Genomic DNA, 16,478 nt, shown 5'->3' with positions numbered 1-16,478 from the left:
CAGAATTTCCGCCTGAATTTTTAACCCTCTGTAAGTCTGTAATTTAATCCTCTTCGTTTTCGAAAAGCAGGATGGAGGCTATTTCGTATTGGCCCTCTTTGACGTAGAGATCCATCCCGTTCATCGCCACCTTCATGGTTTCCTTAGGCTTGGACATCAGCATGGCTTCAATGCCGTTCTTGATGAGCTGAAGGCGCTTCACCTCAGCCTTGTACTGGTCCCGAATGGTCATAATTTTCTTCCAACCTTGCATAACAATGAGTTTTACATAAGGACAAAGTTATATATATATTTTGCATAATATGTAACCCTGTGATGAAAAAAATCAATTAAAATTAATATTACTAAATTATTTTATGTATATAATATTGTATTTCTTTGTTATATAAAATATTCATTCGTCAAAAAAAAATCAAACCATGGATCAAAAATGACTTCACAGACCTTGCGATTGAGCCTTTTCGACAAATTTGAAGTGCTGCTGATTCATCTGATACCATATTTTGCAATGCAATTTTCGAGAAATTCTCAAATACTTACAAGTAGGGTAAAAAGTTTTTATCGGGTATTCCAATCATCCGATAGCTCTCTGAGGTGTTAGACCCAGCATTTGAGTAATTGGAGGTATTTTCTCAGGTTTTCAAGTTAGCTTTTTCTTCACACCTGTCCAAAATAATTTTTACAAATCAACATTCCCACTTTTTGTCGCGCACGACTGAACGATCCAAGCTATAAGCTTGGTAGAGTGCGACAGCGCTCTAAGTGAAGGAGCCGCGAAAGCGGAGTATCAAAAACGCAGCCTTTTCTAAGGCGGCATCTATCTTGATTCTATTTGGCTTAATTGGGTTCATTTTGCAAAGTTCTCTGTTGGGACAGATTTTGGGCACTGAATATTGCCGCTCCATATTATGATTTTATTATGATAGTATGTTTGATGGGTGCATCATATTAGTTTCTGTTAAAGGAGCGACAATATAAGGCGCTATTTCCAAAATCTGTCCTTCTTGGGCCGCTGACGAAAAGGCTCTTAATATTAATCAATATTTAGATTGAAATATCAGGAAGAATGATGGTTTTTAAGCATTTCAATGCGGCCTAGGACTCCGCAGTGATTGAGCGATCCACGACTTTAGGAGTGGTCGAGTGCGACAGCACGAGAAGTGAAAGAACGCGTTAGCGCTTGTGGGAAGCTAAACAAAAGAATGGGCCATCGAGGCGGCGCACTCCAAGCCGTCCTTTGAGGGACGGTTCCCTCCTTTTGGAGTGACTTTGTGTCACTCCAATGTTCCCCGTATGGGGAACACCAGTCAGTCACATAGCGAAAGAGCTGCAGTTGGGTGAGCGAGGTGATCGTAGCGAAGTATCCTGCCACGCAGGATACCATCGTACGACAGTGCGATGGCGAAGTGAACCGCGAAAGCGGATAATTGAAACAGCGAGCTATCTTTGTTTTATCCCTTGCGCCTTGCCCCCAATTTATTGGCGGGGGCTCCTTCACTTTTTGAGCTGTTGCTCAAAACTGCTTCGCAGATCGTTCAGTCGTCTTTTGACGGTCAAAAGAAAGTAACATGCATGAAGTTTGAAAAACAAAAAATATTTTTTAAATTACAATAGTTGTTATGGGGTTCAATTTTAAAATATCGTTACAAAATTTGTATACACATGTAAATCAATAGCCATATTTTCAAATTAAAATTATTTTGGACAGATTTGCTGTTTCTTTATAAGTCTGTTTGCTCAAAATCCGGAATTGCAAACACAAACTGCAGATAGAATGGCAGATGCTGAGATGCTTCATCCCAGAAATCGCGAATTCCTTTGGTGGCCTGGTGCCATTCGAATACCAATTAATGCTGAATTGTCGGGATAAAAGTGATTGAGATATTTGCTTGGTTTCAAACTCTGTTCCAATCCAAAATCTCAAGTGATTTCCAATCTTAAAACAAGAAGGTATTCAGACCACCTGAAAATTCTTTTATTCCTCTTTGATTGTTCTTTGCAATTTTCTGACAGGTCCATTTGTGATGCTCCATTTAATCAGGAAAAACAGCCGACAATAAGCAGAACAAGAATTTATAACTCATCTATTGAAGTGGCTCAGATACCAGATCACGCTCTCTGCAAGAGGAAGTTGACCGCCAAATTTTTCATCGGCTACCGGACCCATTGGTTGCAGGCTGAGCGGGATTACGCCTGACCATACCTCATTCTTCAGGTCTTCGTCCCCCATGGGTCCGCCTTTCCTGATTTTAACGGAGGCACTTTCGATCGGAATTCTGACGACCATCGTGGCTTTGAGTGCCTGTTCGCTTCCCACAGGAACTTCTTCCCATCTCCCTTTGATGATATGATCCGTGATGGTTTTCAAACCCATCATTCTTTCTTCTTCGGATTCCAGTTTTTCAGCCTTTCCAAACACAACCGCCGAACGATAATTGACGGAGGTGTCGAAAAGAGATCTTGCCAAAACGAGTCCATCCAAATGGGTCACTGCTACACAAACTGTTTGTCCATCTAAAATCTGGTTGAGCATAAAATTTTTGGTGGAACCGTGCAAATAAATCACTTCATCTTTTCGACCAAAAGCCGTGGGGATGATCATGCTCTTATTCTGATGCTGAAATGCCACATGGCATAAAAACCCTGCATCCAATACTGCATAGAGATTCTCAAGATCATTCATCTCCCTTTTTGAACCTCTGATTATCCGGTTGAATTCCATTATTAAAAATTGATGTTTGTATTTTAAATCAGGGAATTTCAGATTGTAATTAATGGTGTCATAGCTTTAAAAGAAATCAGCAACTATGATTCTTGCTAGAGAGAACGTCCATTTTTAGGCTTGGTTTTATTTGAAATAAAAAATTAGACATCCAATATGGGGAAAACAAATGGTTTGAAAGAAATGTAAGGTATTGAAGTTTGAAACAGTAGCGAATAAATTAACTCTCGCGACTTTCCTGTGGGAAAAAGGAATCAGGCTTCTTAAACTTTATCTTTATCACAGTTTCCTGATTTCCGCAATCGTCCATAGGCTTTACCTTTTCGTCAGCCTTAAGGAAACACGGCGATTGGTTTCTCTGCCTTCCGGAGTGTTGTTGTCTCCGACCGGATGCTGATCTCCATAACCTTCGGCCTCCAATCTGTTGGAAGATATTCCCATTCGGATCAACTCCTGAACCACTCTTTCTGCTCTGGATTGGGACAATTTAAGGTTGGATGCAGGGTCACCTACATTGTCCGTATAGCCGCCTATCTTGACATGGACGGTCGGATAAGCCCTCAGAATTTTAAAAATTCCTGTCAACTGATCCAAGGAAGCTGGATTCAATTCTGAAGATCCGGTGTTAAATAGAATGCGGTCAAAATCAAACCATTTTATTTCTTCACCTGTGGTATTGGGCTGATCGATGTAGCTGATGATTTTGAATTCCACACCTTTGTCCGGAAACTCGTATTCATTGCCATCCGGCAATCGATAATTAATTTTAAATCCCAGATTTTCCCATTTGGTCCGGGTTACCAAATCCAGGGTTTTATAGGGATCCACTTCTTTTATTTCAGATTTCACAGGGCCGGTGGTATCTCTCTTGCATTTTTTTAATCCCGTGAAAATACCGGTCAGCAAAAGCAATACACCCACCAACCAGATCCACCAGTACGAAGAATACACAGCGGTGTCTTCAGATAATTCCACTTTGACCTGTGTACTTGTCAAATTCATCGTATCTGCCAAATCAGGTGGAACCACTGCAAATATTTTGGTTTTCTCATTGGCAATCCAGGTGGCAAACTGATCAGAGCCAAACCCTTCCTCCACGCTTTTTTTCTGCAAGGCTGAAAAGACCACAGCAGATAATTCCACAAAACCAATTTCCAACTTATTATTGGCTGGAAGATCGGTGTGACGTATCAATTGACTTTGAATTTGATCCCATTGTTTCCCAAAAATTTCTGTGACAAACTGCAAGATGCTTTGCATAATCACAGTCCCTCCTTTCTCAGCCACCAATTTGGTTCCGTACCAGCCGGACATAGCAGGATCTCTGATAAAATCCCATATTCGGTTGAGTTGATCCCTATCACCACAGTTCTGAATCAATCTTGACACCAAACAACTGGTAAACTCATTTTGTATCTTCCATGCGGCTGAGGGATCGATGGAAAGATACTCAGCTAATTTTTGATGAAATTGCTCGGATGTATTTTGGCGAATATACTCAATGGGATTCATATTGTTTAAATGCATTTTATTGAAACAGAAAGAAGGAATGATATTCTAAAAGTACAAAGTTAGCATGAAATGATCAATTTCAAACTTTGGTTTATTTTTGGACCATGGAAAAGCTCAAATACCCAGTCGGCCGCTGGATCGTCCCTGAGAAACCCGGGATGGATCTAATTTCTGAATGGATCGCAGAAATTGAATCCACCCCTGCTACTCTCCAAAAGCTCGTACAAAATCTAAGTGCAGATCAGTGGTCTGCCACATACAGACCGGAATCGTGGACTGTTTTGCAATTGGTGCATCATTTGGCGGACAGCCACATCAATGCGTATGTCCGGCAGAAACTGGCAATTACAGGGCCTACTCCCATTATTATACCATATAGGGAAGAAATTTGGGCTGAATTACCGGATGTGAGTTTGGACACTGTACAGGATTCCATCGCTATCCTCAAGTCTCTCCATCATCGATGGGTGATATTTCTGAAGTCTCTTACAGAGCAGCAAATTCGCAACAAAGGATATTACCACCATGGTGAGGGTAGAATGATCATGATGGAGGAAGCCATTGGATTGTATGACTGGCATTGCAGACACCATCTGGCCCATATCCGGATTGCTCTGGGCTTGATATAAAGATTGGCTTAGACCTCTGAAGCCATCATGGCAGCGGTATAATGCCTGTTGAGACGTGCAATGTTGTCGAGTGAAATGCCTTTGGGGCACTCTGCTTCACACGCACCGACATTGCTGCACCTGCCAAATCCTTCCATGTCCATTTGATGTACCATGTTTTTCACCCTCCGATTTTGCTCTACCTCGCCCTGGGGCAAAAGTCCCAAATGGGATGCTTTGGCGGCTGTAAACAACATTGCAGATCCATTGGGGCAGGCAGCGACACAGGCTCCGCAGCCAATGCAGGCTGCTGCATCGAATGCTTTGGAGGAAAGATCTTTCTCCACTGGAATGGCGTTGCCATCGATGGCCTGACCGGTATTGACAGAAATGTAACCACCAGCCTGGATGATCCTATCAAAGGCCGAACGATCAACCACCAGGTCTTTTATTACCGGAAACGAAGACGCTCTAAAAGGTTCAACTACAATGGTATCATTTTCTTTAAAAAATCTCATGTGAAGCTGACAGGTAGTGGTGCCTTCATTTGGACCATGGGGTCTTCCATTGATGACCATGCTGCATGATCCGCAAATTCCTTCCCGGCAATCGTGATCAAATGCCACCGGTTCTTTTTTCTGTTCGATTAAATCCTGGTTGAGCACATCCATCATTTCGAGAAAAGACATGTGTTCATTGGCATCCACCTGGTACGTTTCCAACGATCCTTTTGAATTTGCAGACTTTTGTCTCCAGACTTTCAGGTTTAGTTTCATATCCTGCTTTGTGGTTTTGAGGCTCAAAGATAGAGAATTAATGACATTGGAGACCTGCTGATTGAAAGATTGACAGCGGGCAAAGTCATTTTTGGTAAAAAAATGAGCCATCATTTGTTTTCAGTACCAAAAATTATTTTTTCTCTATTCAAATTCACACCTGTCCAAAATAATTTTTACAAATCAACATTCCCACTTTTTGTCGCGCACGACTGAACGATCCAAGCTAAAAGCTTGGTAGAGTGCGACAGCGCTCTAAGTGAAGGAGCCGCGAAAGCGGAGTACCAAAAAACGCAGCCTTTTCTAAGACGGCATCTTCCTTGGCTATAATAATCCTTATTTGGTTTATTTTACATTGTTCACTGTTTGGACAGATTTAGATCGCTGTATATTGCCGCTCCATAATTTAATTTCACTATGATAGTTTGTTTGATGGGTGTATCATATTAGTTTCAGTTTAAGGAGCGACAATATAAGGCGCTATTTCCAAAATCTGTCCTTCTTGGGCCGCTGACGAAAAGGCTCTTAATATTAATCATTAATTAGATTGAAATATCAGAAAGAATGATGGTTTTCAAGCATTTCAATGCGGCCTAGGGCTCCGTAGTGATTGAGCGATCCACGACTTTAGGAGTGGTCGAGTGCGACAGCACGAGAAGTGAAAGAACGCGTTAGCGCTTGTGGGAAGCTAAACAAAAGAATGGGCCATCGAGGCGGCGCACTCCAAGCCGTCCTTTGAGGGACGGTTCCCTCCTTTTGGAGTGACTTTGTGTCACTCCAATGTTCCCCGTATGGGGAACACCAGTCAGTCACATAGCGAAAGAGCTGCAGTTGGGTGAGCGAGGTGATCGTAGCGAAGTATCCTGCCACGCTGGATACCATCGTACGACAGTGCGATGGCGAAGTGAACCGCGAAAGCGGATAATTGAAACAACGAACTATCTTTGTTTTATCCCTTGCGCCTTGCCCCCAATTTATTGGTGGGGGCTCCTTCACTTTTTGAGCTGTCGCTCAAAACTGCTTCGCAGATCGTTCAGTCGTCTTTTGACGGCCAAAAGAAAGTAACATACATGAAGTTTGATAAACAAAAGAAATTTTTTAAATTGCAATAACTGTTATGGGGGTTCAATTTTATAATAACGGTTTAAAATTAGTATTCACTTGTAAATCAATGGTCAAATTTTAAATTTAAACTTATTTTGGACAGATGTGATTCAAATTGTGAATTTAATTGATAATTTCGCATCCAATCTTTCAGTTGAAATTAACCAATTTCAAGGAAGAAAGGAATAAATACAGAAAGGATTCAAAATCACAGGTCTTACATCCCCAATGGGCTAAAATTTGGACTTATGCTGAAAATCCTATTTTTTCAGCTTCATCTGAAAACCAAACACAAAATACAATCAAAAGAAAATAAATATTTAATGGCTTCAGTAGAACAAGATCAGTTTTTCATTTTTTGATAAATCCATCGGTAATCAATGAAAATTCTTCTTACATCATTTGGCTTGGTTTTTCTTTATGCATGTACTTTGGAAATAAAACAGTCATCCGAAGGCGGAGATTGGATCAAAGGGAATAAAGAAGACCAAATAAAATTGATTGAAAAGCACTTGAGAGGATTTGATCAGGCCATGGTAGAAATAGGATATCGGTATCAGGAACTTTATTGGGCAGGGAAAGACAAGAATTGGGAATACGGGGAATATCAAATTGAAAAAATTGAACTCGCTTTTAAAAATGGATTGGAGAGAAGGCCAAAGAGAGCTGCATCTGCCAAGGATTTTATAGAGTGGGTCATTCCGAAAGTCAAAGAGGCTTTGGTCAGTAGAAATCAAGAACTTTTTGCAGAAAGTTTCAATACAATGACCATACAATGCAACTACTGCCACTCCCTGGAAAAGTTGCCGTACATGTATATTGAAACTCCTTCTATCAGGCAATCCCCCATCAGATGGTATGAGCCTGAAAATCCGATTAAAAACATCCAACAGTAAGATGAAAGACGAAATAAAACCAGCCTAAAGCAATGGAAATCTTTCTAATTTCGATCACCGCATTTTTAGTGGCCATTCTCACTTTTTTTTCAGGCTTCGGACTGGGGACCTTGTTAACGCCGGTGTTTATGATTTTTTTTCCTGTGGATCTGGCCATCGGTTTAACCGGAGTGGTACATTTTTTCAACAATATCTTCAAATTGCTTTTGGTGGGAAAACAGGCGAATAAGGCAGTTGTTATTCAATTTGGTATTCCTGCGATTCTGGCAGCGATCATCGGTGCGTGGGCCCTGTTTCAAATCAATGATTTACCACCCATTTTTAGCCACACCAGCTTTGGGCGAAATTTTGAAGTTTATCCGGTGAAGTTGATGGTGTCCATACTATTGATGATTTTTGCCATCATAGAACTTGTTCCCTATTTTTCCAAACTGCAATTTGGTAAGGACAAACTGTTGCTTGGGGGAATACTAAGCGGTTTTTTTGGAGGCTTGACCGGAAACCAGGGGGCTCTGAGAGCGGCCTTCCTGATGAAAGCAGGACTGACAAAGGAGGCCTTTATTGGAACGACGGTGGTCGTGTCCACTTTAGTAGATTTGACAAGATTGAGTGTTTATACCACAAGGTTTGCACAATCCGGCTTGTCAGATCACTGGGCCCTCGTCCTTACAGCGACGATATCAGCCATCCTTGGTGCCTATCTCGGACATCAGTTGTTTAAAAAAATTACCCTTCGTTTTTTACAAATCATCATTGCCATTATGTTAATCGTCTTTTCTCTGGCGCTGGGTGCAGGATTTCTCTAATGCCAAAAAGTCAGTTTATTTAATATCATTGTTCATCTTAAATTGGAAAAAATGAAAGCCAAATTATGGAATGTTCTTCTGGTTGTCACTTCCCTTTTCGGATATTTGGAGTGGGGTAAGGTGCAACATTCCTTTCTGTTTGAAGCAGAAGCTGAATTCATTTCCAAATTATTGACAGATCCGGTTTCCGTCCTGCATCCCTTCACCATTCTACCAATGTTTGGGCAAATTATCCTCATCGCTACTTTGTTTCAGAAAAAAGTGTCAAGAGCATGGACCTATATTGGGATGGTTTGCCTGGCCATACTAATTTGTTTTATGTGTTTTGTTGGTTTCCTGGGATCAAATTATAAAATTGTCCTGTCAACCTTGCCTTTTCTGATTACTACAATATTAACCATCCGATTTCACAGATCAAACCAAATTCTGAGTGAATAGCCATTTTAACAGCGTGTGATGGATCATTCAATTTTGAAGAAGTACAAAGACAAAAACCCGATACAAATGGAGTGACCCATTTTCTTTTTAAAAAATAGATATCATGCAACAAAAAGAATACATTGCCCAATTGCATCAGCACAAAGATGTTTTCAAGGCCTTATTGACTGATCTTCCTGAAAATTTGTACACCTGGAAAATACTTCCCGATAAATGGAACTTACTGGAAATTTTGTGTCATCTCCATGATGAAGAAAGGGAGGATTTCAGGGCCAGGATAAAACATATTTTGGAACACTCAGAAAATCCCATGCCATCTATCGATCCTCAGGCTTGGGTGCAGGACCGAAATTATTCATTGCAAAATTACAGCCAGGTGCTGAATGCGTTTCTGCAGGAAAGAGAATATTCCATCGAATGGCTTCTATCTTTGAATGAGCCAAAATGGGATCAATTCTATGTGCATCCCAAATTGGGTAAAATGACCGCATCCATGATGTTGTGCAATTGGTTGGCCCATGATTACCTGCACATTCGTCAAATCAACAAGGTAAAATACGAATACCTGCTTCAAATGAGTAAGGAGGATTTGTCGTACGCCGGAAATTGGTAATTGAATTTTACCCGGATAGGTTTGCAAAACAGAATCAGGTCATTTTTGTTATGGTCTATGGCTTATTCTTTGCTATTTGAAATTATATATACTGAAAAAATTTGGAACTGATATGAATATATTACAAAGTGACAATGGACATTTGGGAAGTTTTTATATTGAAGAAGATGGTCAAACCTTGGGTCAGATGACTTATGAATTGAAAGAGCAAAAAATGATCATCGAACACACAGAGATAGGGCCATCTCTGGCCGGAAAAGGAGCCGGCAAACAATTTGTTCAAAAAGCAGTGGAATTCGCGAGGCAACACAATATCAAGATCGTACCTGTTTGTCCATTTGCCAAATCGGTTTTTGAAAAAACGGAGGCTTATCAGGATGTTTTATTCAAATAATAAATAAAATGAATAGAGATCAAATTACAAAAGAGTATTCCAACGGAGAAATAACAGTGGTATGGCAATCCGGTAAATGCATCCATTCCGGTAATTGTGTAAGAAATCTATCCTCGGTTTTTAAGCCCAAAGAATCACCTTGGATAAAAATAGAAAATGCCGGATCAGAGGAGATCATCCAGGCGGTTCAAAAATGCCCTTCAGGAGCACTTAGCATCAAAGCTATTCAGGGTAAATAAAATCTTATGCTCATCTTATCCAAGCTGTGAATTATAAAACCGATATTCTCAAAGCTACTATCCTGAAATTCCTCAGAGAAGATTTTCCTGAAAATTCAGAAAGTATGTATCATGAAATTCAAATTCGCTTTTCTGAAATTTCCAAAGATACTCAATTTATCAGCACATCCAAGAATCCCATGGACAGGAGAATAGAATTGGCAGCTTGTTTTTTGGCCCTGATGAAATCCATGGAAGAAGTCAATATTTCCTATTCCGACATCCGTATCTTCTGTTTAAAAGTAGCTGCGGATTTGGTTCGGCCAAAAAATAGCTTGCAAAGATGGTCCCGCAAACTACCCGGGAGGCTCATCCAGTCGTGGATTGGTCAGCTGCTCATAAGGATCATACAAACCAAGATTAAATACATGCATCCGGATGGATTTTCGGTGCGTATCATTACTGATAAAAAGGAAACCCATCAGCTTGGTTTCGGTATTGACATTTTAGAGTGTGGAATCTGTAAACTTTACAGCAAACATCAAGGCTCAGAATTTGCAAAAATTTTATGTGAAGTGGATGAAATCACCTCAGAGTTAGCTGGATTGAAATTGATCAGAAAGGGAACCATCGCAATGGGCGCCCACAAATGTGATTTCAGATTTCAACCCTTGTCAAGACAAGATATAAAGACAGCCCATTGAATCCTAAAAATTCTGCCCGTATGGAAGAGACAACAAGTCATTTGTCAAATCAACTTAGATCCGGTAAAATTGCCTTGGTAATTGGCGCCACCGGAGCTACCGGAAGACCCCTGGTAAGGCAATTGTTAGAAGATTCTGATTTTTCAGAAGTACATATTTTTGTCAGAAGGAAATCAAATCTTGAACATCCGAAACTAAAGGAATGGGTGGTTGATTTTAATCAGATGGCGGATTGGAAGAATCTCATTCGCGGGGATGTTGGTTTCTCTTGCATGGGCAGCACCCTAAAACAAGCTGGAAGTAAGGAAGCACAAAGGAAGATTGATTTTGATCACCAGCTGAATTTCGCAAAACTCTCAAGAGAAAATGGGGTAGAACATTTTGCATTGGTGTCTGCTTACGGCGCTTCTTCCCATTCCAGAATATTTTACTCCAAAATGAAAGGAGAACTTGAAGAGGCCGTTCAACACTTGGGTTTTCCTTGTTGCAGTATTTTTCAACCGGGCATGCTCATCAGAGAAAATACAGACCGGCCCATGGAAATTTGGGGTATTCAAATGCTCAAATTATTGAACAAAGTGGGTTTGTTTAAAAGCCAACAGCCATTGCCGACAGAAATTTTGGCAAAGGCAATGATTCAGGTTTCCAAAACCAATTCACCGGGATTGAGCAAATACATCCTGGATGAAATATCCAAAGTGGCAAAAGCCCGGAAATAAGTTCATCACCACTTTGAATGGAATTTTGCATGGGTGCATGAATATGAACCGGACATTGGCGTAAGGAAAAATAAAACAGCAAAAGCCATCTACATTCCACTCTGCCAATCGTAATCATTTAGTAAGTTTGAATTAAATTTTATATCACATATGTCCAAAATAATTTTTAGAAACTAACTTTTCCACTTTTTGTCGCGCAAAAAGTGGACAAAAACGCAGCCTTTTCTGAGGCGGCATCTTCCTTGGTTCTATTGATCTTTATTTGGTTCATTTTGAAAGGTTCTCTGTTGGGACAGATTTTGGGCGCTGTATATTGCCGCTCCATATTGTCATTTCATTTGGATGGTATATTTGATGAGTGCATCATATTAGTTTCAGTTAAAGGAGCGACAATATAAGGCGCTATTTCCAAAATCTGTCCTTCTTAGGCCGCTGACGAAAAGGCTCTTAATAGTACTCATTATTTAGATTGAAATATCAGGAATAATGATGGTTTTCATGCATTTCAATGCGGCTTTGGGCTCCGCAGCTCGGGTACCCAACCAGCGAATTTCGCGGTCATGCTAAAAACTGTCTGAGCCCAACCGAGGAGCTACCCACAATGACGGAGTTGGCGAAGCGAGGATTGTGGAGTCCAGTAGGAGAAGGTAGAGGCGAGTTTTTTTAGCATAGCGAAAGAGCTGCAGTTGGGTGAGCGAGGAGTCCAGCCGCGAGTTTTCTTTGGTTACTTTCTTTTGACGGCCAAAAGAAAGTAACATACATGAAGTTTATTAAAAAAATTTTTTTAAATTGTAATAACTGTTATGGGTTTTCAGTTTTATAATAACGATTCAAAATTAGTATTCACTTTAAATCAATGGCCACATTTCAAATTTAAACTTATTTTGGACAGGTGTGATTTTATATGAAAAGTAAATATCCCATTTTTCTTCTGATTTTATTAAGTCCATTTGGCCTATTGGCTCAAATCTATTTTGAAGAAAAGGCTGAGCATCCAGAGCTCCTTCAAAGAGCCCTAAAGGCTGACAGGGCCATTCAAAAAGCTGAGTTTGGAGAAATCCACAGTCTATTGGTCATTAAGGATGGCAAAATGGTTTTTGAAAAATATTATTCCTCCTGGACAAAAGATTCACTGCATCAGCTCCAGTCTGCCACAAAGAGTGTCGTTTCTACCTTGATGGGATGTGCCTTGCAATTGAATTATATTAAAAGCACTGACGAAAGGGTACTTGATTTTTTCCCGGAACTGATGGTAGAGGATAAGCGCCTTCAACAATTAAGGATTGAAGATTTACTGACTCAACGCCATGGTTTTAAATGGAAGGAACAAATATGGGATGATCCGGAAAATAGCTGGAGAAGAGTGATGCAGACGGAGGGAAACTGGTATCATGCCATTTTAGAAACTCCAATGGATACGCTTCCGGGAAGGTTGTTTAATTATAGCAATGCAGCACCTGTCCTGGTGGCAGGAATCATCCAGAGGGCATCCGGTTTGAACATTGATTTGTTTGCAAAAAAATACTTGTTCGATCCGCTTGGAATAAAGAGATTCCAATTCTGGCAGGGAAATAAAGGACCACAGAACAATGGAATGGCTTTGTTGTATCTGAGTTCACGTGACATGGCCAAATTGGGTCAGTTGTATCTTCAGAATGGAAAATGGAATGGTGTTCAGCTGATTCCTGAAAGCTTTGTATTGTCTGCAATTTCTTCCCACGTGAAGAATGAACATCCGAATGGATTTTACCGAGGATACGACTATGGATATTTTTGGTGGAGTCAGCCGGTGACCACCGAAAATGTAAAGTCAAATGTCTTTCTGGCAAGAGGCGCAGGAGGTCAAAATATAATCGTGTCCAGGGAGGAAAATATGGTTGTGGTGATTACAGCATGGAATGCGCAACAACCCAACAAACCTCAAAGAATCTATGAGAACTATTTAATAAATTGACCGATCCATAGAAAGATCATTAAGCAGCCTTTTGTTCCTGCTGCACCAAATCACTTAGGGCAAAATGAACCATGGTGTCAAGATTCATGGTGCTTCCAAAAGTCCAGCATTCTTCATAGACATTTTGATCCATTTGTTGTACAATTTCCATTTTAGAATACTGGATCAGTTCATGTAAATCGTCCCAGACAGGAAGGCTGGTGATGTTTCTTAAATGTTCGGCTGCACTCATCAAAGTAATCGCGCGTTTTAGTTTGCCTTCATTGATGGATACAATGGACCAGATTTCCAAAGACCAGGCGATGGCTTCAAAAAAATGAATATCGGCGCTCAGTTTTAAACTTTCTTTTAAATACTCTTGTGCAGAAGGATCTTTGTCCATGGCTTCACTTAGTGCAAATCCGGAAAGGGTAATGATATAAGAGATGTCATTTTTATCCAACCTGGCCATCTCCATACTTTCCTTATAATATTTCCTTGCCAGGCTTGTTTGTCCACCGCCATATATTGCATTTCTGCCCAAAGCGCTTAACACAAGACTGGTGCCTGTATGGTGCTTTATTTTTTTGAATAAGTTCAAACTGGTAGTCAACAATTGATTGGCACTCGTATAATCTTTGAGAATGGTCTTGACCACTCCTGTGACCAGACAGGCGGTTGCCACGAGTTCACTGTTTTCTTGTCGAAGGATTAATTCAAAATTTACACCCAAAGATTCCTGAAAAGTCTGCAAATCCCTTTGCATAAATGACATGATACCGGTATGAGCAGCCAACAGAGCGAATGTATATTCATTCAGTGGCATCTTTTTTTGCTTGTACAAATCCCAGGCTTTTTTAAGCCAGTTATATCCTTCTTTCGCGTGAGCATTGACCCACCAAAACAACCATAAATTGGAAGCAATTTCAGTTACTTTTTGAAGCTCTTCATGTAGCATTAAATAATCCAAAGTTTGTCGAATATTGGGATGTTCCTTTTCAAGACAACGAAGCAATTCTACCTGATCCACTTCGTTTTGATGCAGGCGAATCATGGGGAGAGACTGAAGGTAGTACTCCGCCTGAACTTGGTGAAAATGATCCCAAAGACCCTCTTCCTTCATTTGTGCCAAAGCAAACTCTCTTACACTTTCCAGCATTTGAAATCTCGGCATCAATCCTTCTTCTTCTTTTTGCAAAAGACTTTTATCCATCAGCGATGACAAGAGACTATAGACTTCTTCTCCTTGACTGAGAGGAATATTTTCAATGGAATTGAGCAACATACCGGAAGGGAATACACTGATTTGAAGCAAGAGTTCTTGTTGTGCTTTTGACAATAATTCATAACTCCAGGCAATGGTATTGCGCATGGTTTTTTGGCGTTCCGGAATATCTCTGTATTGGGCTTTGAGCACATCCAGGCTTAACTCAAGTTTTTGCAAAAGTAAACTGGGGGAAAAAATATTGATTTGACCGGCGGCCAATTCAATGGCCAAAGGCAATCCTTCCAATCGTTTACAAAGTTTAAACAGAACTTCTTTGTTGTTTTCATTTAATTCAAAAGAGGGTTGCACGGCCTTTGCTCTGTGTATAAAAAGTTTGACAGCGGATGGAATTTCTTCTGTATTGTTCTCTGAATTTTTGAGCTGACTCGTCAAAGGAGGAACCACATACACCTGCTCGGAAGATAGAGACAATCTTTCTCTGCTAGTTACTAAAATCTTTAATCCAGGCGAAGCAGCCAGTAAATCATCTATCATGGGAGCTGCCTGTATGACTTGCTCGAAATTGTCCAGAATCAGAAGCATATTTTTATTTTCCAGAAACAATTTCAAACTTTCGATGGCATTGGCACCTGATAATTTCATACCAAGATGATAGGCGATGGTTTCTGCCACCAATTCATGATCTCTCACCGGGGCGAGTGGAACGTAGGCCACTCCATTTGCAAACTCATGGAGAAGATTTTGAGCAAGCTCCATCGCCAATCTTGTTTTTCCAATTCCTCCCGGACCTGAAAGCGTGATCAATCTGTATTCAGAATGACTCAACATATCTAATAGTTCCTTCACATTGTCTTCTCTGCCGACCATCGAATTGGCCTTCACCGGAATGGAATGGAAAGAGCTTTCTTTTGTGCTCGGCAATGCTTCCAGCGAACTTTGTCTGAATCTTTCGGTCAGCAAAATGGCAAGGTCTCCTGCTATCAATTGCTTTAATTCTTCTGATGTATTAAAATACTTGTAGGAGACCTGATCATCCGCTTGAATTTTATGGATGAGTTGATCCAATTTTACCTCGCGATTGACCTCACTGCTTTTGATATAAATCAATTTTGGTAGATTGCCGGATAAGTCATACTCATCCTCCAGACCAGAAATTGTTTCTCCAGGCGCAACCCATCCATATCGGTTCCAATAGATCCCAATAAAAATTTGGCTCTGTGCGAGATACTGGCGATAGAGATTGCGCGGAGCGTGTGATCTTGCACCTAATTCAAAAAGTACCGGTATCATTTGGATGCTTTGTATGGCTTCTTTTGCGGCCATTCTCTCTTCTGCCAATTCCTGGAGGGTAGAGCTGACAAAAACCCTTAATCTCTGGTCGGGTGTAAGAATGATTGAATCTGATTCTGAAATAATACTGGTTTTCATTTTTTGTAATTTGATGCCGCAAAGATTTAACGAGTTGATTTAACGGTAAAATAGAATGCGATCAATTGTTAAAAATTATGGATCAATTGGGGTAAATTGGAGAATTAGAGAATTAAAGAATTTGAAAATTTGAAAATTGAAAAACCGCAGGGACGCTAGAGCGTCCTAAACTCCGTGAAGGGTACGCTTTCAGTGTAATAAATTCTGCTTCAGCGCCATGGAAATATGGAAATTTGGAAATGTGGAAATGTAGAAACCGTGTATCCGTCCAGGCAAATGTCTTTGGGTATTGGAGGATTGGGATCATCAGGACCTGAATCAACGCAGGAGAAATTGAAAAGATTTAATATAGCTATAATTAAGATAAAATTAGTTTTCA

Annotated in this window: 15 protein-coding genes; 10 read left to right on the top strand and 5 right to left on the bottom strand. The window is 40.4% G+C overall.

Annotated features, from left to right (window positions below; all coding sequences use genetic code 11):
• Positions 1–43: 43 nt before the first annotated feature.
• From IPM48_02140 to IPM48_02130, 3 genes are all read right to left on the bottom strand, one after another.
• Positions 44–253 (bottom strand): hypothetical protein, encoded by a 210-nt coding sequence (locus tag IPM48_02140; protein MBK9270370.1) that lies wholly within the window; start codon positions 251–253, stop codon positions 44–46.
• 1,827 nt (positions 254–2,080) lie between these two features.
• A complete protein-coding gene (locus IPM48_02135; protein MBK9270369.1) occupies positions 2,081–2,683 on the bottom strand; it encodes a pyridoxamine 5'-phosphate oxidase family protein in 603 nt (200 codons plus the stop codon).
• A gap of 354 nt (positions 2,684–3,037) precedes the next feature.
• The gene (locus IPM48_02130; protein MBK9270368.1) at positions 3,038–4,234 is read right to left on the bottom strand and encodes an OmpA family protein; all 1,197 of its coding nucleotides are present in this window, start codon (positions 4,232–4,234) and stop codon (positions 3,038–3,040) included.
• Between the two features lie 104 nt (positions 4,235–4,338).
• On the opposite strand from IPM48_02130, the gene IPM48_02125 reads away from it, so the two are divergent.
• The gene (locus IPM48_02125; protein MBK9270367.1) at positions 4,339–4,863 is read left to right on the top strand and encodes a putative metal-dependent hydrolase; all 525 of its coding nucleotides are present in this window, start codon (positions 4,339–4,341) and stop codon (positions 4,861–4,863) included.
• 8 nt (positions 4,864–4,871) lie between these two features.
• Here IPM48_02125 and IPM48_02120 read toward each other — a convergent pair whose 3' ends face one another.
• The gene (locus IPM48_02120; protein MBK9270366.1) at positions 4,872–5,618 is read right to left on the bottom strand and encodes a succinate dehydrogenase/fumarate reductase iron-sulfur subunit; all 747 of its coding nucleotides are present in this window, start codon (positions 5,616–5,618) and stop codon (positions 4,872–4,874) included.
• Between the two features lie 1,484 nt (positions 5,619–7,102).
• Between IPM48_02120 and IPM48_02115 the strand changes: the two genes are divergently transcribed.
• From IPM48_02115 to IPM48_02075, 9 genes are all read left to right on the top strand, one after another.
• On the top strand, positions 7,103–7,618 hold the full coding sequence (locus IPM48_02115; GenBank protein MBK9270365.1) for a hypothetical protein: 516 nt from the start codon (positions 7,103–7,105) through the stop codon (positions 7,616–7,618).
• Between the two features lie 32 nt (positions 7,619–7,650).
• Positions 7,651–8,424: a sulfite exporter TauE/SafE family protein gene (locus tag IPM48_02110; GenBank protein ID MBK9270364.1), complete on the top strand. Its 774-nt coding sequence runs from the start codon at positions 7,651–7,653 to the stop codon at positions 8,422–8,424.
• 51 nt (positions 8,425–8,475) lie between these two features.
• Positions 8,476–8,862, top strand: a complete 387-nt coding sequence (locus IPM48_02105; GenBank protein ID MBK9270363.1) for a hypothetical protein — start codon at positions 8,476–8,478, stop codon at positions 8,860–8,862.
• Positions 8,863–8,965: 103 nt separating this feature from the next.
• Positions 8,966–9,475, top strand: a complete 510-nt coding sequence (locus tag IPM48_02100; GenBank protein MBK9270362.1) for a DinB family protein — start codon at positions 8,966–8,968, stop codon at positions 9,473–9,475.
• 112 nt (positions 9,476–9,587) lie between these two features.
• Positions 9,588–9,869 (top strand): N-acetyltransferase, encoded by a 282-nt coding sequence (locus tag IPM48_02095; GenBank protein MBK9270361.1) that lies wholly within the window; start codon positions 9,588–9,590, stop codon positions 9,867–9,869.
• An 8-nt stretch (positions 9,870–9,877) separates the two neighbouring features.
• The gene (locus IPM48_02090; GenBank protein MBK9270360.1) at positions 9,878–10,108 is read left to right on the top strand and encodes a (4Fe-4S)-binding protein; all 231 of its coding nucleotides are present in this window, start codon (positions 9,878–9,880) and stop codon (positions 10,106–10,108) included.
• A 26-nt stretch (positions 10,109–10,134) separates the two neighbouring features.
• Positions 10,135–10,791, top strand: coding sequence for an L-2-amino-thiazoline-4-carboxylic acid hydrolase (locus IPM48_02085; protein MBK9270359.1), 657 nt, complete (start codon positions 10,135–10,137; stop codon positions 10,789–10,791).
• A 20-nt stretch (positions 10,792–10,811) separates the two neighbouring features.
• Entirely contained in the window at positions 10,812–11,510 is a 699-nt protein-coding gene (locus IPM48_02080) for an NAD(P)H-binding protein (protein ID MBK9270358.1), read from the top strand.
• Between the two features lie 904 nt (positions 11,511–12,414).
• Entirely contained in the window at positions 12,415–13,464 is a 1,050-nt protein-coding gene (locus IPM48_02075) for a serine hydrolase (GenBank protein ID MBK9270357.1), read from the top strand.
• Between the two features lie 19 nt (positions 13,465–13,483).
• On the opposite strand, the gene IPM48_02070 is transcribed toward IPM48_02075, so the two are convergent.
• Positions 13,484–16,099 carry a DUF4062 domain-containing protein gene (locus IPM48_02070; GenBank protein MBK9270356.1) on the bottom strand — a complete coding sequence of 872 codons (2,616 nt, stop codon included), beginning with the start codon at positions 16,097–16,099 and terminating at the stop codon, positions 13,484–13,486.
• Positions 16,100–16,478: the final 379 nt, after the last annotated feature.

It is taken from the genome of Saprospiraceae bacterium, from assembly GCA_016715965.1.
Taxonomy (GTDB): Bacteria; Bacteroidota; Bacteroidia; order Chitinophagales; family Saprospiraceae; genus Vicinibacter.
This window is presented reverse-complemented; position numbering and strand designations above follow the sequence as displayed.